The organism is Rhodopseudomonas infernalis, assembly GCF_022271405.1.
Lineage (GTDB): Bacteria > Pseudomonadota > Alphaproteobacteria > Rhizobiales > Xanthobacteraceae > Rhodopseudomonas > Rhodopseudomonas infernalis.
On sequence record NZ_JAJNAL010000029.1, the window covers coordinates 47,734 to 72,155 of the forward strand.

Sequence of the window (24,422 nt, forward strand, 5' to 3'; positions counted from 1 at the left end):
TTGGCCCGTCGCGGGAGACGGCCGAGCAACTTCATCTCGCCTGCACACAGATCGCATTTACGCGACGGTGTGTCGGAGGTCTGGGTCATGCGGGGACAGCTCTCGGGTTGTAAAGTTTACTTTACAGTGGCCCCGTTGTTTTGTCAGGCATCATTTGTAACCAAGGGTGCCCGCAAAGCAGACACAGGGGTTCGATGATACCGAAAGCTCTGATTTTCGACGTCGACGGCACGCTGGCAGAGACCGAAGAGCTGCATCGCCAGGCCTTCAACGAAACGTTCGCGGCCGAGGCGCTGCCTTGGCATTGGGACAAGGCCGCGTATCGCAGGCTGCTCGACGTGGCCGGCGGCAAGGAGCGCATCGCTCACTTTCTGGCCTCGAAGCCGGACGGTACCGAACGGGCGTCGGGTCGGATCGCGGAGCTGCATGCCGCCAAAACGCAGCGCTACACCGCGCTGGCAGCGGTCGGCGCGCCGCTGCGGCCGGGGGTGGCGCGGCTGATCATGGAGGCGCGGCAGGCCGGGGTGCGGCTGGCGATCGCCACCACCACCAGCCTGCCGAATGTCGAAGCGCTGCTCGGCGCAGCATTCGGCGCTGAGGCGATGAGCCTGTTCGACGTCGTCGGCGCCGGGGACGTCGTGCCGGCCAAGAAGCCCGCGCCGGACATCTACACCTATGTGCTGGAGCGGCTGGCGTTGCCGGCCGCGTCCTGCGTCGCCTTCGAGGACTCGACCAACGGGCTGAAGGCGGCGCGCGGCGCAGGCCTCGCCACCATCGTCACGCCGGGCATCTACACCGAGGGCGACGATTTCGGCGGCGCCCTCGCGGTCCTCAGCGATCTCGGGGAAGCCGATGCGCCTTTTCGGCATCTCGCCGGCGCCGGCGAAGGCGACTCGATGGTGACGCTCAACGCATTGAGCCGCTGGCTCGCGGCCGCCTGATCGCTGCGGCGCAGCTTCGGCGGCTCAGCGCGGCCGAACGATCTTGAACACGCCGGTGGCGACGATGACGCAGCGGCCGTCGACGCTGACTTCGGTCGACGTGAAGATCAGGCTGCGGGTGGAGCGGATCACGCGCGGCCGCGCGATCAGTAGGTCGCCGATCTCGCCCGCATCGATGAAATGCGTGTCGAGCTGCACCGTGGCGACATGCGGTGCGCCGGACTGTTCGCGCGCCGCCATGCCGGAGGCGCGGTCGGCTAGCGTCATCATCAGCCCGCCCTGCACCAGCCCGCGCCGGTTGCGATGCTTCGGCCCGGTCGCGATCGCGAATTCATGCTGACCCTCGACGACGCGATGCCACAGCGGTCCGACCAGATCGATGAAGCCGTCGTCGTGGACGATGCTCCAGCCGTCGGCTTTCAGGCTGCGTGCAGTCTCGGTCATGCGTTTCGTCCCCGTCGCTGCGGCATTGGCGCAGCGGTGGTTTCCTCGATCACGCCGCCAGTGTAGTCAAGTCGCATGAGCCATCTGCACAACGACGACCTGCGCAGCGAGATCGCGGCGCGCTGCCGCGATTTTCCGCGTCACGACGACGGGCTGGAGCCGCAAGGGCTGAAGCGCGCCGCGGTCGCGATCGCAGTCGTGGCGGGCGCCGACGGCGCCGCCTCGTTTCTGCTGACGTTCCGTGCCGCCAGCCTGCGCGCGCACAGCGCCCAATGGGCGCTGCCGGGCGGCCGCTGCGACGCCGGCGAGACCGCCCCGGAAACGGCGCTGCGCGAGCTGCACGAAGAGCTGGGGCTGAAACTCGATGCCGCCGACGTGCTCGGCATGCTCGACGACTACCCGACGCGCTCCGGCTATCTGATCACCCCGGTGGTGGCCTGGGCCGCATCCGCCGGGCCGCTCGCGCCCAACCCGGCCGAGGTCGCTTCGGTGCACCACATCGCGCTCGCCGATATCGCAAGGCCCGATGCGTTCGACTTCACCAGCATTCCAGAGAGTGATCGCCGCGTGGTCCGGTTCCGCCACGCCGGCGATTACATCCACGCGCCGACCGCCGCACTGATCTATCAGTTCCGCGAAGTGCTGGCCGGCCGCGTCACGCGCGTGGCGGAGCTGGAACAGCCGGTGTTCGCCTGGAAGTAGTGTGCGGGGTCGCACGCGACCTCGCCACGATTTGCCGCAGTCGGAACCGGGCCTGCGCAGCAATTCGTTCACCACTGGCTGCGATATCATTTGGCTATGCCGACTCGTCTGATTCGCTCCGTCAGCCTCGCGTCGCTGGCACTCGTTGGGCTGGCGTCCTCCAGCCTTGCCGAAACCCCGTTGCCATTCGCCGTCGCCAATGCGCGCGCGCAAATGGCGTCGCCTGAAGCGATTGCCGAATATCGCTACCGGCTGCAGCAATATCAGGCCGCCCGCGCCGAATTCGACCGCGACGCCGAGGCCTATTGGACCGCGGTCGCCGAGAAGCGCCGGATCCGCAACGCCAAGCGCCGCGCCGGGGATCCGCTCTCGGCGGACGATTACGTGCTGGTGCAGCCGCCGGCCTATACCGGGCCGAAGCGGCCGGTCGATCCCGAGCCGAAGCCGCAGCCGCCCGGCGAGCGCCGGTCGCTGCCGGTGGTGGCGGACTTCGTCAAGGCCGCGGGCGACTATTATCAGTTCACGCCGCAGCGGCCTGCGTCCGAGGTCGAATTCAAGCGCGCCTATGCCCGCGCCGCCCGCGCGATGGGGCTGACGCGCGAGCAGGCGGTGCGCGTCTATTCGTTCGAAACCGGCGGCAATGGCGATTACGACATGCAGTCCGGGCTGAGCAAATCCCGGCCCGGCTCGCGCGCGATCTCGACCGCGATCGGCTACAATCAGCTGCTCACCACCAACACGCTGGTGCTGCTCGCCGAGCAGGGCCAGCACATCCTCAAGGTGTTGAACGATCGGGCCGCGACGCTGTCGGGCCCGCAGCGCGCGGCACTGGAGCGCAAGATCGCGGTGGTCAAGCGCATGGTCGGGGTGGCGCGGTCGATCCCGGGTAATTGGAGCGAGCACGAAAAGCTCGGCCGGACGCCGCAGGGCTGGGGCGTGCACGCGCTGGTGCTCGACATCGACGTCGGCCCGCTGCTGCAGACCCACAAGCTGCTGACCTCGGTGAAGTTCGCGAGGCAGAAGGGCTACATGGAGCCGCTGACAGCCGCCGAACTCGAGATGATGAACCTGACCGGAGACGGCACCGGCTTCGACATGGTGACGATGCCGCAGGCGCTGCGCGAGATCGTGCCGACCTCGAACTTCTTCCAGCGCTCGGGCTACGAGCGTAACCCGGTTGCGATCCGTCACAACACCGTCGCGAAGCTGCTGGCGATCACGGACGAGCGGATGGACGTCAACAGCGCCAAACCCGGCGCGCGCGAACTCTACGCGGCGTTCTGAGATCGCGCCGGACTGAGTGATGGCCGGTTTGCCCCGGCTATCGACGTCTTCGGTGCGGGTTGATCAGCAAGACGCGGCTGCCCGGCGCGAGGCCGGGCATTGCGTCAGCGGTTCGAGCCGAATTTGAAGGTGCCGTTTTCCTCGACGAACGGTCCGGCCCGCATATAGAGCTGGCCGTTGGCGCCGACGAAGAACAGCGTCTCCTTCGGCACCCGCTTGGCGCCCTTGAATAGATCCTTGGCGTTGCTGGTGCCCATTTTGTAGGACAGCATCTTGCCGTCCCTGGTGTAGCCGTAGCCCGTGTCGGGCGACAGCACCCACGCCGCGGCCCCCTCGGTCTGCGCCATCGCCGGCGCGGCAAGCGTGGCGACGACGGCCGCGGTCAGCAGCGTCTTCAAACAGGGGGCGATCATAGCTGCGGTCTCCTTCGACCTCGATGCGAGCGGCGCGCGGGCGTCCTGCGTCGCAGGTTTTGAACAAATCACGAACGGCGTTTCGACGTCAAGCAGAGCCGCTTCCGCCATGTCGGCATCGATTGCGATTTTGCCAGTGCGCCTTGGTGTGTCTTCCGCGTGGGCCGATTCCGGACTAGAGCAATCCTGAAACAACTCGGCACCAGATTCGGGACTTCATTCTGGCGCATGTTTTCGGCGGAGTGTCATCACTTCGCGAAAACTGCAGCGGCGGCGGTAATCAACAAGTCGGGAGGCAGACGATGCGCGCGAATTCGTGGCAGGCTTGGACCAGGGGCGCGGCGTTGTCGGCCGTGATGGCGCTGACGCTGCCGGAAGCCGGTCATGCCGATGACTTCCAGCTCAGCAACAACCAGCGCATCTCCTGCAGCCGCGGCCTCAGCCCTGGCAAGCTCACCACCGCGACCTGCCGGTCCTACGCCTATCTGTTCAACACCAAGACGTCCGACTATTTCCGCTGCTCGGTCAGCCTGGCGATGACCCGCGACAACAAGGAAGTCATCAACGTGCAGACCGACGGCGGTTGCACCAAGCGGGAGCGGATCTTCGAGACCGACGGCAACTACACGTTCGACGCTGCCGAGACCGAGCCGCCGAACACTAACTCGTTCTTCGGCCCGGGCGGCTATGCGGTGTGGGCGAGCGACACCACCAGCCGCAAGCTGCGCGGTTGCATCATCATCGCGTCGGGGCTCGGCAACGACGTCTCGAAGTGTATCGACATGACGTTCGACTGACCGCGGCGCGCTCTCCTGCGCCGCTTGGAGCGGTTCTGCATCTCATGGAAACAGCGCTGTCATCCTGAGGCGCCCGCTGTGCCGCGGCGCGGCGGGCCTCAGGATGACGACTCCGCACTCGAGGAGGCGGCACTCGAGGAGACAGCGTGGCTTCAATCAAGCGATGAAACGCTTTAGTCCAGCGTTCCGAGCGGCTTGGTGGCCGCGGCGCGGGCGAATTTTTTCAGTCCCATCGGCTTGCCGAACAAATAGCCCTGCACAAGGTCGAAGCCGAGCTCATGCGCCGCGATGTAGTCGGAGCGGCTCTCGATTCCGGTCGCGGTGCAGCGTGCGCCATAGTCGACGGCGAGGTCGACGATCCGCTTGCACACCGAGCGCTTCAGCCGGTCGTCCGCGCAGCCCGTGACGAAGGCGCGGTCGACCTTCAGTTCGACGAACGGAAACGCGTCGCGCGATATCAGATGGGGCCAGTCGGCACCGACCTTGTCGACCGCGATCGCGACATTGTGCAGCCGCAGGTTCTGGGCCGTCTCGATCATCGCATCGAGATGCTGCGCCACTTCCGTGGCGTCGACCTCGACGATCAGCCCGCCGAACGCCGGATGCCGCGGCATCCAGGCGCAGAGATCCTCGACCGCCTGCGCGTCGAGCAGGAATTTTGCAGGCAGGTTGATCGACAGATCGACCGGACCATGATGGTCCAGCAGATAGCGCCAATCCGCCACGGCGCGAGCGACCACGAACTCGGACAGCGCGCGAAAATTCGGATCGTTGTGGTCCGGCAGGAACGCCGCCGGCACGACGACGCCCCAGCTCGGGTGCCGCATCCGCACCAGCGCCTCGGCGCCGCACGGCGTCAGCGACCGGGCGTCGAGCTTGCGTTGGTACCAAAGCTCGAGCCAGCCGGTCTTCAGCGCTTCTGCCACATCGACTTCGGGCTGCGGCGCCGGCTGCTGCGGCAGCAGCGGTGCGATGCACTCGCGCAGCATGCGGGCGCTGAACGGCGTCGACAGCGGCGGCAGCATGGTCAGACCGCGCTCCAGGCCATGGTGCAGAATGGCGCGCTGCGCGATGGTCTCGCGCGCCGAAATCAGCATGACGCTTCCGCGAAAGCCGGCATTGCAAGCGACGTCGATGATCCTCGCTGCCTCGACGCCGTCGACCGATGAGCCGATCACCAGCAGGTCCGGCTGCTGATCGGCGATCCGCGTCGGCAATTCCTCGGCGTTGCCGCACTCACCGGTGACGAAGCGCAGCTCTTCCAGCGTGTCGGCCAGAAACGCCCGCAGATGCGGCTTGCCGTCGACGATACACGCGCGCGGCGACACCTTGCGGCGTCCGAACGCAGCATTGACCGCATGTTCCTGTATATCGATGGTGGTGATCGTCATCGCCGTCGTCCCCCCGTTACCCACGCGGTTTTACGGGACGGAACGAGCTGGAATTATGGTTTTGCTCCTTAACCCACATGTACAGAGAGGTAGGGTTAAACGGGCGAATGCTATTTAAATTGCAATGACCGGGAACACATTGAATGTGGGGTAGGTCCCGGACAGGGCCTTACATCATCCGCTGCATCGAAGTTCTCTTTAGTACACACACGGAGACTGGCGCTCGCGGCAACACAAGCATCGCGAGCGCCTATTGAGGCGCGATGAGTTGTCGGCTGCGCTTATTGCGGCTCGATCTTGGCGAACTTCGCCACCTTGCCCCATTTGTCGATCTCGGCCTGCACGAAGCGCTGCATGTCGCCGGGCGAGCCGCCGACCGGATCGGCGCCGAGCTTGCGCAGCCGCGCGGTGCCTTCTTCGGTCTTGATGTATTTCTCGACGCTGGCGTTGAGCTTGGCGATGATGTCCGGCGAGGTCTTGGCCGGTGCGCCGATCGTGAACCACGCCGCGGCGTCGTAGCCGGGCACGCCGGCTTCGGCGATGGTCGGCAGATCCGGCAGCAGCGGCCAGCGCGCCGCGGTCGACACCGCGATCGCCCGGATCGAGCCGGCATCGGCGTGCGGCTGCGACGCCGGCAGATTGTCGATGGTGAGATGAACGCGGCCCGCCATCAGGTCGGTCAGCATCGGCGCCGAGCCCTTGTACGGCACGTGCGTCATCTGCACGTCGGCCATCGACTTGAACAATTCGGTCGAGACATGCGCGGTCGAGCCGAGCCCCGGCGTGCCGTAGAACAGCTCGCCTGGCTTCGACTTTGCGTAGGCGATCAGTTCGGCGACGCTCTTCACCGGCAGCGAATTGGTGACCGAGAACAAATTCGGCACCTTGGCGATGATGATCACCGGCGCGATGTCCTTGACCTGGTCATAGGCCAGCGTCTTGAACACGAACTGATTGATCGCGTGCGTGCCGGGCGTGCCGACGATGAAGGTGTAGCCGTCGGGCTCCGACTTGGCGACGAACTCGGCCGCGATGTTGCCGCCGGCGCCGGCCTTGTTTTCGACGATGAATTGCTGGCCGTATTCTTCCGACATCTTCTGCGCCACCAGCCGGGCCAGAATATCGGTGGTGCCGCCGGCCGCGAACGGCACGACGAATTTCACCGGCCGGCCCGGCCACGTATCAGCACGCACCACGCTTGGTAGAAGCGGCAGCGTGCCCAGAGCGGCGGCACCGCGCAGCAGGCTGCGGCGGCTGGGACGGAACGGCGGGCGAGTCGAAGACGACATGCAGATTTCCCTCAGATGCGAGCAGCGAACGACAGAGACAGCCCGCGGCGGAGCGCGGGCTGGCGGTGAGTGTCTGAACGGCGATTGCAACATCATGGTCGCGGCTCGCCGGCTCCCGGCAAACAGGAGCGGCAAGCGACGGCGTGGCGCGCTGTGCGGCGGCCATCATGGACGTTCTCCCGGTCAGACCGGCCTCTTGGTGGGCCGGTGCGGACCGCAGACTACGCGGTCGCGCGCAATGTGACCAGCCTGCTCGGCGTGCGGGAGCCGAGAAGCCTCGGGGCGACTATCGGCTGATCAGTCCGGGACGTCCGGCTTCCACCACCAGGGTCTGCGCGGTGCGGACCGGCTGCCCCGGCGTCGCGGTGCTGTCGACGGTGCGGAAATCGGCCTGCCATTGCGCTGGCGTGACGGTGTGACGGGTATAGCCGCGCTTGTCGCTGAAGAACTTCACATGCGGGTTGTTGCGCAGCATCGTGGCGCGGTCGGCGTCCGTGGCCGGGCCGTCGCCGAACGACGAGATCGAGGTCGACAGGAACTCCACGCCGAAGCACGGCGAGGCCGGGTCGCGCCAGTCGCGGCGCAACTCCATCGCGAGCGCCCGGTGCAGGTCGCCGGTCAGCACCACCGGGTTGGCGATCCCGGCCGCCTCCAGCATCGCGGTCACGCGCGCGCGTCCGGCCGTGGCGCCGTTCCAGGTATCGAGATCGATGATCGGCGCTGCGGTCTCCTTGACGAACGGAAAGCCCCGCCAGTCGAACTGCGCGAACATCACCTGCTGGGCCAGGACCTGCCATGTCGCCTTGCCCTGCTTCAGCCGCTCGGCGAGCCATTGCTCCTGCGCGGAGCCCAGCATGGTGCGGCTCTCGTCATCGGCCTCGGCGCAGCCGGCCAGGAAGCCGTCGCCGCAGGGCTGGCGCGAGCGATATTGCCGCGTATCCAGCACCGCGACATCGAGCAGCGAACCGAAGCGGAAGCCCCGATAGGCGCGGACATCCGGCCCGCGCGGAAGCTGCGCGCGCCGCACCGGCATGTGTTCGTACCAGGCTTGCAGCGCCATCGCCCGGCGAAACAGGAAGGCGTCCGCGGGCGTGCGCTTGGGGTCGCTGTCGGCGGCCCAGTTGTTGGCGAACTCGTGGTCGTCGAAGCTGGGCAGGAACGGGCAGGAGGCGTGCGCGGCCTGCAGGTCGGCGTCGGTCTTGTACAGCGCGTAGCGGCGGCGATAGTCGGTCAGCGTGAAGCAGGCCGGAAAATCCGCCGGCATGGTGCGCGGCGCCGGCTGCTTGTCGCGGCCGGTCACCTCGGTGTGGGCGTATTCGTAGATGTAGTCGCCATAGTGGAAGACGAAATCGAGCTTGTCGTCGGCGATCGCGCGCCACGCGGTGTAGTAGCCGTCCTCCCAGCGCTGGCAGCCGGCCGCCGCGAAGCGGATCTGCGACAGCGAGTCGCCGGCCGCCGGCAGCGTGCGGGCGCGGCCGATCGGACTCTCCGCGCCGCCGGCGCGGAAGCGATAGAAGTAATCGCGGCCCGGCGCCAGACCCTCGATCTCGGCATGGACGGAGTGGGCGAGTTCGAGCCGCGCGATTTCGGAGACGGTGCGAACGATGCGGGTCATCGCCGGATCGTCGGCGATTTCGACGCTGACCTCGACGGGCTGACTGCTCATGCCGCCGCGCGCCTTGAGCGGCTCCGGCGCGAGCCGGGTCCACAGCACGAAGCCGTCCGGCGCCGGATCGCCGGAGGCGACGCCGAGCGTGAACGGATCGGATTTGAAGGCGACGCCGGAGGGTTCGGCGGCGCGCGCCGGCAGCGCGCCGATCACACCGGCGCCGAGGGCACCGCGCAGCAGGCTGCGGCGGTCGAGCGATAGAAACGGGGAGGGCTGGCGGAGCATGGCAGATTCCAATTCCGGCCGGCGAAGCTTGGTCGCGACGAGAACCAACAGGAGGGGTGACCGCCGAGCTTAGCGCGGCTTCATGAAGCCGCAGCGACAATCTACTCGGCGGGCGCCGTCGGCGCCAGCGCGGGCGGCGGTGCCGGCTGCTCCGTATCCGGGCGGGTTTCCGGCATCAGCAGCAGGAATAGTGCGAGCCCCGCGGCGGCGATCGTGGCGAGCGTCAGGAACGCTGCGCTGTAACCGGTTGACACCACGATCAGGCCGGCGACCGCGGTCGACAGCGCGCCGCCGAGCCCCGCGGCGGTCGCAATCGCGCCCTGGCTGACATTGAAGCGCCCAGTGCCACGGGTGAGGTCGGCCACTACCAGCGGAAACAGCGCGCCGAAAATGCCGGCGCCGACGCCGTCGAGCAGTTGCACGCCGACCAGCCAATACGGATTGTCCGACAGCGGATAGAGCGCGCCGCGCAGCGCCAGTACGCCGAGCGCCACCGCGAAGATCGGCTTGCGCCCCCACACGTCGGCCTTGTTGCCGACCAGCGCCGCCACCGGCACCATCACCAGCTGGGCGGCGACGATACACACCGACATCAGCGTGGTGCCGAGATTCTTGTTCACCAGCGCCAGCTTCTGCCCGACCAGCGGCAGCATCGCGGCGTTGGCGAAGTGAAACAGCACGGTGGCGCCGGCGAAGATCAGCAGCGGCCGGCAGGTCAGCAGCACCTTGAAGCCGGACGGCTGCTCGTCGTGCGCGGTCTGCGCCGAGCCTGTGGCTGGCGCCTCTGCGCTGTCGAGGCCGCGCGCCATGTGATCGTCGATTGCCGATGCGGGGATCGACAACGTCGCGAAGATGCTGGCGACCGCCATCGCCGACATCAGCCAGAACACCACCACCGGCCCGAAGAAATAGGCCGACACGCCGGCGAGCAGTGCGGCGGTGGCATTGCCGGCATGGTTGAACGCCTCGTTACGCCCGGTGCGCCGCGCGAAGGCGCGCGGGCCGACGATGCCGAGCGTCACCGCCGCAACAGCGGGTGCGAAGATAGCGCCGGCCGCGCCGGCCAGCGCCTGGGTGGCGGCCACGAGTTCGAAGCTTTGCAGCAGCGGCAGCGTGATCGAAGAGATCGTCACCACGATCGCGGCGGTCACCATCAGTCCACGCTTTGCGGTGGAGCGATCGATCAGTGCGCCGGCCGGCGTTTGCGCCAGGATGCCGGCCGCGGCGGCGATCGACATCACCAGGCCGATCGAGGCTTCGTTCCAGTTCTGCACCGCCAGCAGGTAGATCGCCAGATAAGGCCCAAGCCCGTCGCGCACGTCGGCGAGGAAGAAGTTGAGTGCGTCGAGCGACCGCTGCACGTTCGGCTTTGGGGAAGACGGCACGCGGACCTCTGGGGTGCGACAAAAAGTACGCCAGCAACCCTTCAGCTTTCAATCTGGTTCCGCGCCTTCGCCTTGGTATTGCCGATTTCTCTGGTTGACCGCGACGTTTTGCCCGTTCAATTTCCGCGCTAAGCAACTCAGGGGAGAAATTCGTTCATGAAGGCCAGTTTTTTCGCCATCGTGGCGGCTGCGGCGGTGGTTGTCGCTCCGCCGGCTCACGCGCAGCAGTTCGTCAACGTGCTGACCGGCGGTACCTCGGGAGTATATTACCCGCTCGGTGTCGCCATCTCCAAGATCTACGGCGAGAAAATCCCGAACGTCAAAGCGCAGGTGCAGGCCACCAAAGCGTCGGTCGAGAACCTCAATCTGCTGCAGCAGGGCCGCGGCGAGATCGCCTTCACGCTGGGTGACTCGCTGAAGGCTGCCTGGGAAGGCGACACCGAAGCCGGCTTCAAGGCCAAGCTCGACAAGCTGCGCGTGATCGGCGCGATCTACCCGAACTACATCCAGATCGTCGCCACCGCGGAATCCGGCATCAAGACGCTCGCCGATCTGAAGGGCAAGAGCCTGTCGGTCGGCGCGCCGAAATCCGGCACTGAGCTCAATTCGCGCGCGATCCTCAAGGCCGCCGGGATGGACTACAAGGATCTCGGCAAGGTCGAGTACCTGCCGTTCGCCGAGTCGGTCGACCTGATGAAGAACCGCCAGCTCGCTGCCACCCTGCAGTCCGCCGGCCTCGGCGTCGCCTCGCTGAAGGACCTGTCGAACTCGTCGGCCATCACTGTCGTCGCGGTGCCCAAGGAGGTCGTGGACAAGATCGGACCGCCGTTCATCGCGACGACCATTCCGGCCAAGACCTATTCGGGCCAGGACCAGGACGTTCCGACCGCCGCGGTGGTCAACTATCTGGTGACCTCGACCGCGGTGTCGGACGATCTCGCTTATCAGATGACCAAGCTGATCTACGAGAACCTGCCGGAACTGGCGAGCTCCCATGCCGCCGGCCGCGAGATCAAGCTGGAAGCCGCCGCCACCGGAAGCCCGGTCCCACTGCATCCCGGCGCCATCAAGTACTTCAAGGAAAAGGGCGTGCTGAAGTAATTGCTGCTCACGAAGGGTGTCATGGCCGGGCTTGACCCGGCCATCCATCTTTCTCGGAAGAAGATGGATGCGCGGGACAAGCCCGCGCATGACCTTCGAGAGTGGGGCGGCGGCTGCACATAGTCAGCGCGCCAAGGGAGCAATCATCGATGCTGCAGCCGGAAACCACCGTCGACCACAAGCCGGACCCGGTCAAAGTCGAGTTCGACAATTTCGAGCACGGCTTCCCGCCCGGTTTCGGGCCGCGCGGCTGGCGGCATCTCGCCTATGGCGTGGCGATCGCCTTCGCGGTTTTCCAGCTCGTCATCGCGGCCTGGAACGTGCTGCCGAGCCAGGTGGTGCGCGGCGTGCATGTCGGCTTCCTCATCCTGCTCACGTTCGGCCTGATCGGCAACTTCACCGCCCGGACCGATTTCGGCCGCGCGGTTGCCTGGATCGTCGGCGCGCTGGGATTTCTGTGCGGGCTTTACCAGTGGATCTTCTATGCCGACCTGATCGCGCGCGACGGTGACCCGACGCATCTCGATCTCGCGGTCGGCACGCTGCTGGCGGTGCTGATTTTCGAGGGCACACGCCGGCTGATGGGTCCCGCATTGCCGATTATGTGCGGCGTGTGTCTGCTGTACTGGTTCTTCGGCCAATATCTGCCGGCGCCGTTCAACCATCGCGGTTATGACTTCGACCAGGTCGTCACCCATCTGTCGTTCGGCACCGAAGGCTTCTACGGCGTGCCGATCTACGTGTCGGCGACTTACATTTTCCTCTTCATCCTGTTCGGCTCGTTCCTGGAGCGCGCCGGCATGATCCAGTTGTTCACCGACGTGTCGCTCGGTCTGTTCGGCCGCAGCCGCGGCGGTCCCGCCAAGGTCGCGGTGTTCGCCTCGGGCATGATGGGCACGATCTCCGGCTCCGGCGTCGCCAACGTCGTCACCGTCGGCCAGTTCACGATCCCGCTGATGATCAAGTTCGGCTACCGGCGCGCGTTCGCGGCCGGCGTCGAAGCCACCGCTTCGATGGGCGGCCAGATCATGCCGCCTGTGATGGGCGCGGTCGCCTTCATCATGGCGGAGACGCTCGGCGTCGATTACTCGGTGGTCGTCAAGGCCGCGGTGATCCCGGCTTTCCTGTACTTCGCCTCGGCGTTCTGGATGGTGCATCTCGAAGCCGGCAAGCACGGCCTGGTCGGGATGAAGGCATCCGAGATCCCGAGCGCCTGGAGGGCCGCGGTCGAACGCTGGTACCTGATCCTGCCGCTGGCCGCCCTGGTGTTCATGCTGTTCGAGGGCTTCACGCCGCTCTACGCCGGCTCGATGGGGCTGGCGCTGACCGTTGCGTTGATCCTCGGCGCCTCGATCGTGCACGGCCTTTCCAATCAGGTGCTGCGCTACGTGTTCTGGATCGGGCTGGCGCTGGTGGTCGGCGCGGTGTCGCGCAACGGGCTCGACATCATGCGCATCGTGCTGATCGTCGCGGCGCTGATCGCCATCACGGCCTTCACTCGCGGCGGCCGCGCCACGCTGGTGGCGTGCCGCGACTCGCTCGCCGACAGCGCCAAGTCGGCGCTCACCGTCGGCATGGCCTGCGCGATCGTCGGCACCATCATCGGCATGATGACCCAGACCGGCGTCGGCACGGTGTTCGGCAGCTGGGTGATCGGGCTCGGCGAGAAAAGCCTGTTCCTGGCGCTGATCATGACGATGCTGCTGTCGATCCTGCTCGGCACCGGCATCCCGACGATCCCGACCTACATCATCACCGCGGCGCTGGCGGCGCCGGCGCTCGCCAAGCTCGGCGTGCCGCTGCTCGTCAGCCACATGTTCGCGTTCTACTACGGCATCATGGCGGACCTGTCGCCGCCGGTGGCGCTGGCCGCACTCGCGGCGGCGCCGATCGCCCGCGAGAATCCCGACAAGATCGGCTGGGAGGCGATGCGGATCGCGATCGCCGGCTACGTCATTCCGTTCATCGCGGTGTACTCGCCTGCGCTGATGCTGCAGCCCGGCGACCCGATGGCGGCACAAATCGGCTTCTACGGCGCCGTCGTCTACGCGACGCTCAAGGCGCTGATCGCGATCGCGCTGTTCGGCATGGTGGCGATCGGCTTCCTGTACACGCGGATGAGCGTGCTCGAACGCGTCGTCGCCTTTGCGGCTTCGATCTGCCTGCTCGGCGAATTCGCCTACAGCGACTATGTCGGCTTCATCGTCGCCGCGCTGGTCGTCGCCTGGCAGTGGCGGCAGCGTCCGCCGCGCGACGCGGTGGCGACTGCGTGAGCCGCGCGCCGTGAGGCTTGCGCAATGAGCCTCTGCGTCGCGTCCGCCGGCGTCGTCAAGACGCTTGCGCTCGCAGCGTTCACGCTGACCTGGACGCATTCGATCGAGAAGACCGAATGGCAGGAAGACTGGCGCGTCACGCCGCAGGGACTCGAACTGACACAGGCCCGCGTCAAAGGCACCGGCGCCGGCATGGAGCCGCCGCCCGAGGCGCGGCTGATTAAGGGCTGGTTTCAATGGTCGCCGCATCAGTCGCCGCATCGAGAGGTGATCCTCGGCAATTCGGGGATGGCGGGTGAGTGGCGGATCTGCAGCGACGGCGCGTGCAGGACGCTGTCGCAGATCATCGGCCACGACGTAGGCCCGCATCCGACGACGATGATCGCGTGCAAGTGACGGAGCTGTAGCCCGGATGGAGCGAAGCGAAATCCGGGTTCTTTGATCGTTTGTCCCGGATTGCGCTTCGCTCCATCCGGGCTACAAGGCTTCCCCTGACGTAACGACGAAAGAGAGCACGCATGCCACGACTGCAAGGCAAGACCGCGCTGGTGGTCGGGGCCGGTTCGATCGGGCCGGGCTGGGGCAACGGCAAGGCGACCGCGGTGACGTTCGCGCGTGAGGGGGCGCAGGTGTTTTGCGTCGACCGCAATGCCGAGGCGGCGGAGGAAACCGCCAGCCTGATCACCGGCACCGGCGGCCGGGCGGTCGCCTTCGCCGCCGACGTGTCGCGCGCCGCGGATGTCGAGGCGATGGTCAAGGCCTGCATGGAGGCGTACGGCAAGATCGACGTGCTCGACAACAATGTGGGCATCGCCGAGACCGGCAGCGTGGTCGAAGTGGCCGAGGCGGATTGGGATCGCGTCTTCGCCGTCAACCTCAAGAGCGCGTTCCTGGCGATGAAGCACGTCATTCCGATCATGCAGCGGCAGGGCGGCGGTTCGATCATCAACATCTCGTCGATCGCCGCGATCCGCCATCTCGGCATCTCCTACGTCACCTATGCGGCGTCGAAAGCCGCCATGAATGCGATGACGCGGACCACGGCGGTGGAATACGCCAAGGACCACATCCGGGTGAACGCGATCCTCCCGGGCCTGATGAAGACCCCGATGGTCGCGCACTCCGCCGGCCTCGCCGCGAGCTACGCCGGCGGCGACGTCGACGCGATGTGGCGCGCCCGCGACGCTCAGGTGCCGATGGGCCATATGGGCGAAGCCTGGGACGTCGCGAACGCTGCGCTGTTCCTGGCCAGCGACGAGTCGAAATATGTCACCGGACTTGAAATGGTGGTCGACGGCGGGCTCACGTTGAAGGTGAATTAGGGTGAGTATCGGCCGTCATCTTGAGCCGCGAGCGCAGCGAGCCTCGAAGGATGACCGACGTGTGTACTTGCGGCTCATCCTTCGAGGCGCGCGCACTTCAGCATGACGGAGCGTGCGTTGACGTTCAGGATGGATCGCGTGATGCAGCGTTTTCCCGCCACAGCGTTGCTTCTTGCCTTCGCAGCGCTCATCTGCGCGCCCGCACTCGCCACCACGCCCGACGCGATCGACGATCCGACCATAGACCCCGCGCCGTGCCTTGCCGCGGTGAATCCGGACGAGGCAGAGCGCACCATCACGCTATGCAGCGGGCTGATCGCCAGCAAGAGGACCGAACGCGACGATCGTATCAAGGGGTTGATTGCGCGAGGCAGTGCGTTCGCCCGCACGCAGCAGATCGATCGTGCGCTGGTCGATTACGACGACGCGCTGCGGCTCGATCCCAAGCAGCCCGATGTTCTGAATGCGCGCGGCGAGGTCTGGCGTCTTAAGGGTGACAGGCCGAAGGCGCTGGCGGATTTCTCCGCCGCGCTGAAGCTGCAGCCGGATCATGTCGGCGCACGCACCAATCACAAGGCGCTGGCGACAGAGCTGGAGCAGCTCGGCGTTCAAAAAGCGATCGATGGCAAGCCGAGCTTCGACTGCCGCCGCGCCCGCCGCGCCGTCGAGAAGGCGATCTGTGCCGACCGTGACCTCGCCAATCTGGATCGTGAGGTTCACGTGATGTATCAGCGCTTGCTGCAGGATTACGCGAAGGGGAGGCCGGCAGAATTGCAGGCGCTGAAGCGCGCGCAGGACAAGTTTCTCGCGCGGCGGAATACAGCTTACGGAAAGCCCGGCTACGACCTGCGGGCTGCGATGAAGGGGCGGCTGCAGCAGCTTTCCGGTGTCGACGCGCATTGAGTTGTGCCGTCATTGCGAGCGCAGCGAAGCAATCCAGCTCCGTGTGCCGGTCTGGATTGCTTCGTCGCTTCGCTCCTCGCAATGACGGCTGAGCCTAATCGCGTCGTGGGATTGAGCCGCCACTTGCATCCTGCCGGATGGCATTGAAAATACCGCTGCGGCAGACGATCCGGTGTTGATTAGGAACAAAGGCGGGGTTGCCAGCGCCGCCTAAAAGCTGGACATGGCGGGCCAAACCGCCCGAAAACATGGGAGTGCGACGCCATGAATATGCACGACACGAGTCGTTACCACGAAGTCCATGCTCGTTCTCTTGCTGATCCGGAGGGATTCTGGGGCGAGGCTGCGCGCGAGATCGACTGGATCGAGCCACCCACCAAGGTGTTCGACGCCTCGCTCGGGCTGTACGGCCGCTGGTTTCCCGGCGCCAAGGTCAACACCTGCTACAATGCGCTCGACCGTCATGTCGCGGGTGGCCGCGCAGACCAGGTCGCGCTGATCCACGATTCGCCGCTGACCGGCACGATCAGCACCTTCACTTATGCGGAGATGCTCCGCGAAGTGCAGGCGCTCGCCGCGGTGATGCAGGATTTCGGCGTGCAGAAGGGTGACCGCGTCATTCTCTATATGCCGATGGTGCCGGAATCGATGGTGGCGATGCTGGCTTGCGCCCGCATCGGCGCGGTGCATTCGGTGGTGTTCGGCGGCTTCGCGGCGAAAGAACTCGCCACTCGTATCGACGATGCCAAGCCGAAGCTGATCCTGTCGGCGAGCTGCGGCATCGAGCCCGGCCGCATCGTCAAGTACAAGCCGCTGCTCGACGAAGCGATCGAGCTCGCCGCGGTGAAGCCGGACGCCTGCATCATCCTGAAGCGGCCGCAGCAGGATTGCGAGCTGAAGGAGGGCCGCGATCACGACTGGGGCAAGCTGCGCAGCGACGCCCTCGCGGCCGGCAAGGCTGCCGACTGCGTCGCGGTCGATGCCACCGATCCGCTCTACATCCTCTACACGTCGGGCACGACCGGCAAGCCGAAGGGCGTGGTGCGCGACAACGGCGGTCATCTCGTCGCGCTGAAATGGTCGATGGAAAACCTCTACGGCGTCAAGCCGGGCGAGGTGTGGTGGTGCGCGTCCGACATCGGCTGGGTGGTCGGCCACAGCTACATCATCTACGGCCCGCTGATCCACGGCGCGACCTCGATCATGTATGAAGGCAAGCCGGTCGGTACGCCGGACGCCGGCGCATTCTGGCGGGTGATTTCCGAGCACGGCGCGGTGGCGCTGTTCACGGCGCCGACGGCCTTCCGGGCGATCCGCAAGGACGATCCCGAGGGCAGCTTCATCCGCAAATACGATCTGTCGAAGCTGCGCACGCTGTTCCTGGCCGGCGAGCGTGCCGATCCGCCGACGGTGGAGTGGGCCGAGCAGCAGCTCAAGGTGCCGGTGATCGATCACTGGTGGCAGACCGAAACCGGCTGGTGCATCGCCGGCAATCCGGTCGGTCTCGGCCTGCTGCCGGTCAAGCACGGCTCGCCGACGGTGCCGATGCCGGGCTATAAACTCGAAGTGGTGGACGAGGGCGCCAAGCCGGTCGCGCCCGGCACGATGGGCTCGATCGTCATCAAGCTGCCGCTGCCGCCCGGCAATCTGCCGACGCTGTGGCAGCAAGACGAACGCTGCCGCGAGAGCTACTTCGCCGACTTCCCCGGCTACTACAAAACCTCCGATGCCGGTTATCTCGACGAAGACGGCTATGTCTTCGTGATGGGCCGCACCGACGACATCATCAACGTCGCCGGCCATCGGCTCTCGACCGGCGGCATGGAGGAGATCCTCGCCTCGCATCCGGACGTCGCCGAATGCGCCGTGCTCGGCATCAACGACACCATCAAGGGCGAAGTCCCCTGCGGGCTGATCGTGCTGAAGAGCGGCGTCACTCGCGATCACGCCGAGATCGAGAAGGAGATCGTCAAGCTGGTGCGCGAGAAGCTCGGTCCGGTGGCGGCGTTCAAGCTGGCCATCACGGTGCCGCGGCTGCCCAAGACCCGGTCCGGCAAGATCCTGCGCGGCACCATCAAGAAGATCGCCGACGGCGACGCCTGGACCATGCCGGCGACGATCGAAGACCCGACCGCGCTCGACGATATCTCGTCGGCGCTGAAGAGTCACGGCTGAGGGGGCAGACCTTTCCCCGTCATTGCGAGCCCAACGGGTCGGCGAGGAGCGCAGATCCGGTCGCTCCTTGCAATGACGGTGGCGATTGCGGACTTACAAAGCCCGCAATTCGCGCTAAACAGGCACTGCCTTTCCGCGTCATTCCGGGGCGCCGCGTAGCGGCGAACCCGGAATCCATAACCCCGGTCGGTGCGTATGGATTCCGGGTTCACGAGCTGCGCTCGTGCCCCGGAGTGACGAACTCTCAGGGGTGTGAATGTTGCTCATGTCGAAGCGCCTGCTCGTCCTTGGCTTCGCCGCCGCCATGCTCGCCGGCTGCGCCAGCCGCAACGATGCGCCGGCGGATCTGGGGGACGACGATGCGTTCTGTAAGCAGAACGGCGTCGCGGTCGGGTCGTCCGAATACGTCGCCTGCCGGCGGGACCGCGACGTGCAGCGCTCCAACTCGATCACCCGTGCCAATCGTGCCCAGCGCAATCTCGGCGAATACATGATGCAGAATCCGAGCCGGCCGTAACCGCTCGGCTGTTGCGTGCACGCGCAGCCGATACGCGCGTCGCGCGACGGGTGGCCACTCTGCAAGCGATCGTGACAGGCTTCGTCGCGACTCCTTTGAGAATCTGTTGCGCGCAGGACACGCGTACCGCCGAGGTGCGACAAGCTGCCTCGGCGATTTGATCGAGATCAATCCCGACTGCTTCTCGGAGGCATCTGTGCTCGCAAGCGTGAGCTCCCGCTCATGCGACTAAACCTGTGGGGCACTTATGACGAAATTTCTGACTGCAGTCTCGGCGCTGGCGATGGCGGCGGCGCTGAACGGCCTGCCGGCTTCCGCCGTGGCCGCCGACCTTGCCGCGCGGCCTGTCTACAAGGCGCCGGTGGTCGACGAATGGAATCCCTGGATGATCCGTCTGCGCGCGCTCGGCGTGGTGGCGCGGGATTCCGGCTATGTCGATCAGGTTCCTGGCTCGTCGCTGAAGACCACCGACACTTTGGTGCCCGAACTCGACATCACCTATTTCTTCAACCGCAACATTGCGGCCGAACTGATCCTCGGCGTCACCAAGCACAGCGTCTCGGGCGCGGATGCGCTGGCCGGCATCGATGTCGGCAAGGCCTGGCTGCTGCCGCCGACCCTGACGCTGCAGTATCACTTCACCGACTTCGGCGCGTTCAAGCCGTACGTCGGCGCCGGCGTGAACTACACGTTCTTCTTCAGCCAGAGCGCGGCCGGCGGCATCGTCACCGACAGCCATCTCAAGGATAGCTTTGCGCCGGTCGCCCAGATCGGCTTCGACTACATGTTCGACAAGCATTGGGGCTGGAACGTCGACGTCAAGAAGATCTGGCTGCGCCCGGAGTGGAGCGGCACGCTGGCCGGCAACGTCCCGGTCACCGGCAAGGTCAATCTCGATCCGTGGCTGATCGGCACCGGCATCACCTACAAGTTCTGACGCGATTTAGCAGCGTGACCGGCGCGGCGCGGGGCGACCCGCGCCGTCACCGTTTCGGGACCGCGGAGATTGCGCGCGCGCCGCTTTCCTGATTTGAGTTCCCGCCGCCGCACCGTCGCGGCAAACCGAAAGGCACCGCATGGATATCAAGGTCAAGGACAGCAACGGGGCGCTGCTCGCCGATGGCGACAACGTCACGCTCATCAAGGATTTGAAGCTGAAGGGCTCGTCCACCGTGCTGAAGCGCGGCACCGTGATCCGCGGCATTCGCCTCACCGACAATGAGGACGAGATCGAAGGCCGCACCGACAAGATCAAGGGCCTGGTGTTGCGGACCGAGTTCTTGAAGAAATCCTAGAGCCGGAGGTCAGTGCAGCCACTCGCCGTCGCCGCTGGCGTGGCTGAAGATGACGGCCGCGCGCAGCCGTGCAAGTTCGGCCTCGAGGTGCTCGTTCACCTGCATCAGCGCACGCAGCGCCTCATGCTCGCTGCCGCCGCTCTCGGCGACGATCCGGTCGATCTGCTTGTCCAAACGGGTTGGCATGGGATGTCCCACTGATCATGCTGCGGTGCTGTCAGAGGACAGAAAAGCGGCGATAGCGGCGCAAGTTCCCCGCGCTCCTGCAACGGAGCCGGGACGGCGCGACATATCACCGTTATCCACAGCCCAGGCGCGGCCCGGGCGGGATGCATACCGGGAACGAGTTAGGCGTCAGCGCGTACCAATACGTTGATGTCGCGGGCAGAAACCGGCAAAATGACCCACGTCCGCCTTCCCCGTTACGGCCGGTTGTCACCCGGCATGCGGGAAGAGAATGCGGAAAGGACGGAAGCGTTCCTCAGCGGCTCACGCTTCAGGTTTCGATGTATTCGGCCAGACTGGTCGGGGCTGGGACCGGCAGCCCGTCCTCCCTCAAGCCGTCCAGGTGGAACCGGATCGCCTCGCGGATCTCGACCTCGACCTCCGCGACGCTGTCGCCGGTCGCAATGCAGCCGGGCAGGTCCGGTACGTAGGCCGAATAGTTTCCGTCGGCTTTCTCGATCACGACCGCGTAGCGCATCAGCGCCGCTCCTTCAAACCAGCCTGCTTCAAGATACTGGCAACCGTGCCCGGAGCAAGATCGTCGGATGGCTTCCCGGCAACCGTGACACGGCCGGGCTTCCAAGGGTGCTTATACTGCCGGTGACTGCCGCGAGTGGCAACATGCAGCCACCCGTCGTCCTCGATCAGCCGGATGGCGTCCCGCACTTTCATCGCAGCGCGTCCACTCGTGGGATTGGATCAGCTTACGTCAGCCGTCGAAGCCGTCCGTGCTGCTTTGGTCGAGTATAGCTCGCTGCCTGCGCCCCTTGACTCCGCCCACGCCCGGTGATGCATTGCCGGCCATGTGCACGCTGTCCCAGCCCGTCGTTTGCCGTCGTTGGTGGCGCACCTCCTGAGAGGTGGCCGTGCGATTTTCCGTTTTTTAAATCGTCCCGAGGTCGCCCACAGTGCGGCGGCTTCGACGTTTGTCCTGTGTGGCGTTCCTCCGGCAAGTTGAGCTAAGAGGATGCCATGAACAGGACCGTTTTCTCGCTTCCCGCCCAGAGCGACTACAAGGCCGCCGCAGGTCTCGCCGTGTCGCGCACGGTGGAGGCATTTGCCGGCGGCCAGGCGCTCGATGATCTGATCGATCTGTTGGATCGCCGCCGCGGCGTGATGCTGTCGTCCGGCACCACGGTGCCGGGCCGTTACGAGAGCTTCGATTTCGGCTTCGCCGATCCGCCGCTGGCGCTCACCACCAGGGCCGACCAGTTCGTCATCGAGGCGCTGAACCCGCGTGGCGAGGTGCTGGTCGCCTTCCTGTCCGACCGGCTGGAGGAGCCCAGCGTCGTCGTCGAGCAGGCCTGCGCCACCAAAATCCGGGGCCATATCGTCCGCGGCGAAGCGCCGGTCGACGAGGATCAGCGCACCCGCCGCGCCAGCGCGATCTCGCTGGTGCGGGCGCTCGTCGCGGCGTTCGCGTCGCCGGCCGACCCGATGCTCGGCCTGTACGGCGCCTTTGCGTATGATCTGGTGTTTCAGTTCGAAGATCTCGAGCAGAAGCGCGCCCGCGAGGCCGACCAGCGCGACATCGTGCTGTATGTGCCCGACCGCTTGCTCGCCTACGACCGCGCCACCGGCCGCGGCGTCATCATCGCCTACGAATTCGCCTGGAAGGGCAAGTCGACCGCCGGCCTGCCGACCGCGACCGGCGAGAGCGTCTATACCCAGACCGGCCGCCAGGGCTTTGCAGACCATGCGCCCGGCGAATACGCCAAGGTGGTCGAGGTCGCGCGCGAGGCGTTCGCCCGCGGCGATCTGTTCGAGGCGGTGCCTGGCCAGTTGTTCGGCGAGCCGTGCGAGCGCTCGCCTGCCGAGGTGTTCAAGCGGCTGTGCCGGATCAACCCGTCGCCCTATGGCGGCCTGCTCAATCTCGGCGACGGCGAATTTCTCGTCTCGGCCTCGCCCGAGATGTTCGTCCGCTCCGATGGCCGCCGCATCGAGACCTGTCCGATCTCCGGCACCATCGCCCGCGGCGTCGACGCCATTGCGGACGCCGAGCAGATCCAGAAGCTGCTGAACTCCGAGAAGGACGAGTTCGAGCTCAACATGTGCACCGATGTCGATCGCAACGACAAGGCGCGGGTCTGCGTGCCGGGCACCATCAAGGTTCTGGCCCGCCGCCAGATCGAGACCTACTCCAAGCTTTTCCATACTGTCGATCACGTCGAGGGCATGCTGCGGCCCGGCTTCGACGCGCTCGACGCGTTCCTGACCCACGCCTGGGCCGTCACCGTCACCGGTGCGCCAAAACTGTGGGCGATGCAGTTCGTCGAGGACAATGAGCGGACGCCGCGACGCTGGTACGCCGGCGCGTTCGGCGTGGTCGGCTTCGACGGCACCATCAACACCGGCCTCACCATCCGCACCATCCGGATGAAGGACGGCCTCGCCGAAGTCCGCGTCGGGGCGACCTGCCTGTTCGACTCGGATCCGGTCGCCGAAGACAAGGAATGCCAGGTCAAGGCCGCGGCGCTGTTCCAGGCGCTGCGCGGCGATCCGCCGAAGCCGCTGTCGGCGGTGGCGCCGGACGCCACCGGATCGGGCAAGCGGGTGCTGCTGATCGACCACGACGACAGCTTCGTGCACATGCTGGCCGATTACTTCCGCCAGGTCGGCGCGCAGGTCACCGTGGTGCGCTACATCCATGCGCAGAAGATGCTGGCGGACAATGCCTACGATCTTCTGGTGCTGTCGCCCGGTCCCGGCCGGCCGGAGGACTTCAAGATCAAGTCGACCATCGACACCGCGCTCGGCAAGAAGCTGCCGATCTTCGGCGTCTGCCTCGGCGTCCAGGCGATGGGCGAGTACTTCGGCGGCACGCTCGGCCAGTTGCAGCAGCCGGCGCACGGCCGGCCCTCGCGCATCCAGGTCCGCGGCGGCACGCTGATGCACGGCCTGCCCAACGAGATCACCATCGGCCGTTATCACTCGCTGTATGTCGAGATGGGCGACATGCCGAAGGAACTGACCGTCACCGCCTCGACCGAGGACGGCGTCGCGATGGCGATCGAGCACAAGACGCTGCCGGTCGGCGGGGTGCAGTTCCATCCGGAATCGCTGATGTCGCTCGGCGGCGGGGTCGGACTGCGCATCGTCGAAAATGCGTTCCGGCTCGGCCATCCGGCCAATTGATTTGTCCCGTCATTGCGAGGAGCGTAGCGACGAAGCAATCCAGTCTTCCCCGGGAGACTTTCACGGAGCCTTGGATTGCTTCGCGGAGCCTGTCATCGGGCGGCGCTTCGCGCCGACCGGTTGGCTTGCAATGACGGAAGACCTGCTTCTTCAACGAGAGATCCCGCGCCGATGACCCCCGAGCTTGCCCACGATCTGAAGGCCGCTGTCCGGACGATTCCGGACTATCCCAAACCCGGCATCATGTTTCGCGACATCACCACGCTGCTGGGCGATCCGCGAGCCTTCCGCCGCGCCGTCGATGAACTGGTGCAGCCTTGGGCGGGCTCCAAGATCGACAAGGTCGCCGGCATCGAGGCGCGGGGCTTCATCATCGGCGGTGCGATCGCCCATCAGGTGTCGTCCGGCTTCGTGCCGATCCGCAAGAAGGGCAAGCTGCCGCACACCTGCGTGTCGATGGAATATGCGCTGGAATACGGCACCGACATCATCGAGATCCACGTCGACGCGCTGCAGCCGGGCGAGCGGGTCATCCTGGTCGACGATCTGATCGCGACCGGCGGCACCGCCGAAGGCGCCATCAAGCTACTGCGCCACATCGGCGCCGAAGTCGTCGCCGCCTGCTTCATCGTCGACCTGCCGGACCTCGGCGGCGCCGCCAAGATCCGCAGCATGGGCGTCCCGGTCCGCACGCTGGTGGAATTCGGCGGACATTGAGACAGAGTCTCACCCGACATCTTTCCGCGTGTGGGAAGATGAATTGTATGTGGAATGTCGAAGGTCAACGCCCCGCGCCGCTCTTACCCTCCCCTTGAGGGGGAGGGTCGGCGTGTAGCGCGCGCAGCGCGGTACACGCCGGGGTGGGGTGAGCCGCGGGCACAGCGGATGAACTCTGCGCGGGGCCCCCCCCCCCCCCCCCGGGGGGGGCCCCCCCCC

General features: G+C 66.1%; 24 protein-coding genes. 15 read left to right on the plus strand and 9 right to left on the minus strand.

Features of this window, described 5'->3' with window-relative positions; all coding sequences use genetic code 11:
- Positions 1 to 194: 194 nt before the first annotated feature.
- The gene (locus LPW26_RS18225; protein ID WP_238736952.1) at positions 195 to 941 is read left to right on the plus strand and encodes an HAD-IA family hydrolase; all 747 of its coding nucleotides are present in this window, start codon (positions 195 to 197) and stop codon (positions 939 to 941) included.
- A gap of 24 nt (positions 942 to 965) precedes the next feature.
- Here the strand turns inward: LPW26_RS18225 and LPW26_RS18230 are convergent, their stop codons facing one another.
- Positions 966 to 1,385, minus strand: a complete 420-nt coding sequence (locus tag LPW26_RS18230; RefSeq protein ID WP_238736953.1) for a PaaI family thioesterase — start codon at positions 1,383 to 1,385, stop codon at positions 966 to 968.
- Positions 1,386 to 1,460: 75 nt separating this feature from the next.
- On the opposite strand from LPW26_RS18230, the gene LPW26_RS18235 reads away from it, so the two are divergent.
- Both LPW26_RS18235 and LPW26_RS18240 read left to right on the plus strand, forming a co-directional pair.
- Complete coding sequence (locus tag LPW26_RS18235) at positions 1,461 to 2,087, plus strand: NUDIX hydrolase (RefSeq protein ID WP_238736954.1); 627 nt, start codon at positions 1,461 to 1,463, stop codon at positions 2,085 to 2,087.
- 96 nt (positions 2,088 to 2,183) lie between these two features.
- Positions 2,184 to 3,371 (plus strand): hypothetical protein, encoded by a 1,188-nt coding sequence (locus LPW26_RS18240; RefSeq protein ID WP_238736955.1) that lies wholly within the window; start codon positions 2,184 to 2,186, stop codon positions 3,369 to 3,371.
- A 104-nt stretch (positions 3,372 to 3,475) separates the two neighbouring features.
- On the opposite strand, the gene LPW26_RS18245 is transcribed toward LPW26_RS18240, so the two are convergent.
- Entirely contained in the window at positions 3,476 to 3,784 is a 309-nt protein-coding gene (locus LPW26_RS18245) for a hypothetical protein (protein WP_238736956.1), read from the minus strand.
- Positions 3,785 to 4,140: 356 nt separating this feature from the next.
- Between LPW26_RS18245 and LPW26_RS18250 the strand changes: the two genes are divergently transcribed.
- Positions 4,141 to 4,581: a hypothetical protein gene (locus LPW26_RS18250; RefSeq protein WP_238736976.1), complete on the plus strand. Its 441-nt coding sequence runs from the start codon at positions 4,141 to 4,143 to the stop codon at positions 4,579 to 4,581.
- A gap of 173 nt (positions 4,582 to 4,754) precedes the next feature.
- On the opposite strand, the gene LPW26_RS18255 is transcribed toward LPW26_RS18250, so the two are convergent.
- From LPW26_RS18255 to LPW26_RS18270, 4 genes are all read right to left on the minus strand, one after another.
- Entirely contained in the window at positions 4,755 to 5,972 is a 1,218-nt protein-coding gene (locus LPW26_RS18255) for an EAL domain-containing response regulator (RefSeq protein ID WP_238736957.1), read from the minus strand.
- Positions 5,973 to 6,253: 281 nt separating this feature from the next.
- Positions 6,254 to 7,261 (minus strand): Bug family tripartite tricarboxylate transporter substrate binding protein, encoded by a 1,008-nt coding sequence (locus LPW26_RS18260; protein WP_238736958.1) that lies wholly within the window; start codon positions 7,259 to 7,261, stop codon positions 6,254 to 6,256.
- A gap of 286 nt (positions 7,262 to 7,547) precedes the next feature.
- Positions 7,548 to 9,155, minus strand: a complete 1,608-nt coding sequence (locus LPW26_RS18265) for an alkaline phosphatase D family protein (protein WP_238736959.1) — start codon at positions 9,153 to 9,155, stop codon at positions 7,548 to 7,550.
- A 101-nt stretch (positions 9,156 to 9,256) separates the two neighbouring features.
- Positions 9,257 to 10,540 (minus strand): MFS transporter, encoded by a 1,284-nt coding sequence (locus tag LPW26_RS18270; protein WP_238736960.1) that lies wholly within the window; start codon positions 10,538 to 10,540, stop codon positions 9,257 to 9,259.
- Between the two features lie 156 nt (positions 10,541 to 10,696).
- Between LPW26_RS18270 and LPW26_RS18275 the strand changes: the two genes are divergently transcribed.
- The 9 genes from LPW26_RS18275 to LPW26_RS18315 all read left to right on the plus strand — a co-directional run bounded on the left by LPW26_RS18275 (position 10,697) and on the right by LPW26_RS18315 (position 20,126).
- Positions 10,697 to 11,641 carry a TAXI family TRAP transporter solute-binding subunit gene (locus LPW26_RS18275; RefSeq protein ID WP_238736961.1) on the plus strand — a complete coding sequence of 315 codons (945 nt, stop codon included), beginning with the start codon at positions 10,697 to 10,699 and terminating at the stop codon, positions 11,639 to 11,641.
- A 149-nt stretch (positions 11,642 to 11,790) separates the two neighbouring features.
- Positions 11,791 to 13,914, plus strand: a complete 2,124-nt coding sequence (locus LPW26_RS18280) for a TRAP transporter permease (RefSeq protein WP_238736962.1) — start codon at positions 11,791 to 11,793, stop codon at positions 13,912 to 13,914.
- Positions 13,915 to 13,938: 24 nt separating this feature from the next.
- Positions 13,939 to 14,310 carry a DUF1850 domain-containing protein gene (locus LPW26_RS18285; protein WP_238736963.1) on the plus strand — a complete coding sequence of 124 codons (372 nt, stop codon included), beginning with the start codon at positions 13,939 to 13,941 and terminating at the stop codon, positions 14,308 to 14,310.
- Positions 14,311 to 14,432: 122 nt separating this feature from the next.
- Positions 14,433 to 15,236 (plus strand): SDR family NAD(P)-dependent oxidoreductase, encoded by an 804-nt coding sequence (locus LPW26_RS18290; RefSeq protein WP_238736964.1) that lies wholly within the window; start codon positions 14,433 to 14,435, stop codon positions 15,234 to 15,236.
- A 141-nt stretch (positions 15,237 to 15,377) separates the two neighbouring features.
- Positions 15,378 to 16,139 carry a tetratricopeptide repeat protein gene (locus LPW26_RS18295; protein WP_238736965.1) on the plus strand — a complete coding sequence of 254 codons (762 nt, stop codon included), beginning with the start codon at positions 15,378 to 15,380 and terminating at the stop codon, positions 16,137 to 16,139.
- Between the two features lie 264 nt (positions 16,140 to 16,403).
- Positions 16,404 to 18,314, plus strand: a complete 1,911-nt coding sequence (locus LPW26_RS18300) for a propionyl-CoA synthetase (RefSeq protein WP_238736966.1) — start codon at positions 16,404 to 16,406, stop codon at positions 18,312 to 18,314.
- 256 nt (positions 18,315 to 18,570) lie between these two features.
- A complete protein-coding gene (locus LPW26_RS18305; RefSeq protein ID WP_238736967.1) occupies positions 18,571 to 18,831 on the plus strand; it encodes a hypothetical protein in 261 nt (86 codons plus the stop codon).
- A gap of 247 nt (positions 18,832 to 19,078) precedes the next feature.
- On the plus strand, positions 19,079 to 19,768 hold the full coding sequence (locus LPW26_RS18310; RefSeq protein WP_238736968.1) for an OmpW/AlkL family protein: 690 nt from the start codon (positions 19,079 to 19,081) through the stop codon (positions 19,766 to 19,768).
- Positions 19,769 to 19,913: 145 nt separating this feature from the next.
- Positions 19,914 to 20,126 carry an alkylphosphonate utilization protein gene (locus LPW26_RS18315; protein WP_238736977.1) on the plus strand — a complete coding sequence of 71 codons (213 nt, stop codon included), beginning with the start codon at positions 19,914 to 19,916 and terminating at the stop codon, positions 20,124 to 20,126.
- 9 nt (positions 20,127 to 20,135) lie between these two features.
- Here LPW26_RS18315 and LPW26_RS18320 read toward each other — a convergent pair whose 3' ends face one another.
- From LPW26_RS18320 to LPW26_RS18330, 3 genes are all read right to left on the minus strand, one after another.
- Positions 20,136 to 20,312, minus strand: a complete 177-nt coding sequence (locus LPW26_RS18320) for a hypothetical protein (RefSeq protein WP_238736969.1) — start codon at positions 20,310 to 20,312, stop codon at positions 20,136 to 20,138.
- 310 nt (positions 20,313 to 20,622) lie between these two features.
- Positions 20,623 to 20,829 (minus strand): type II toxin-antitoxin system HicB family antitoxin, encoded by a 207-nt coding sequence (locus tag LPW26_RS18325; protein ID WP_238736970.1) that lies wholly within the window; start codon positions 20,827 to 20,829, stop codon positions 20,623 to 20,625.
- On the minus strand, positions 20,829 to 21,023 hold the full coding sequence (locus LPW26_RS18330) for a type II toxin-antitoxin system HicA family toxin (RefSeq protein WP_238736971.1): 195 nt from the start codon (positions 21,021 to 21,023) through the stop codon (positions 20,829 to 20,831). The genes LPW26_RS18325 and LPW26_RS18330 overlap by 1 nt, the downstream gene beginning before the upstream one ends.
- A gap of 300 nt (positions 21,024 to 21,323) precedes the next feature.
- Here LPW26_RS18330 and LPW26_RS18335 point away from each other — a divergent pair, with 300 nt between their 5' ends.
- On the plus strand, positions 21,324 to 23,486 hold the full coding sequence (locus tag LPW26_RS18335; protein WP_238736972.1) for an anthranilate synthase component I: 2,163 nt from the start codon (positions 21,324 to 21,326) through the stop codon (positions 23,484 to 23,486).
- 171 nt (positions 23,487 to 23,657) lie between these two features.
- Positions 23,658 to 24,203 (plus strand): adenine phosphoribosyltransferase, encoded by a 546-nt coding sequence (locus tag LPW26_RS18340; RefSeq protein WP_238736973.1) that lies wholly within the window; start codon positions 23,658 to 23,660, stop codon positions 24,201 to 24,203.
- Positions 24,204 to 24,422: the final 219 nt, after the last annotated feature.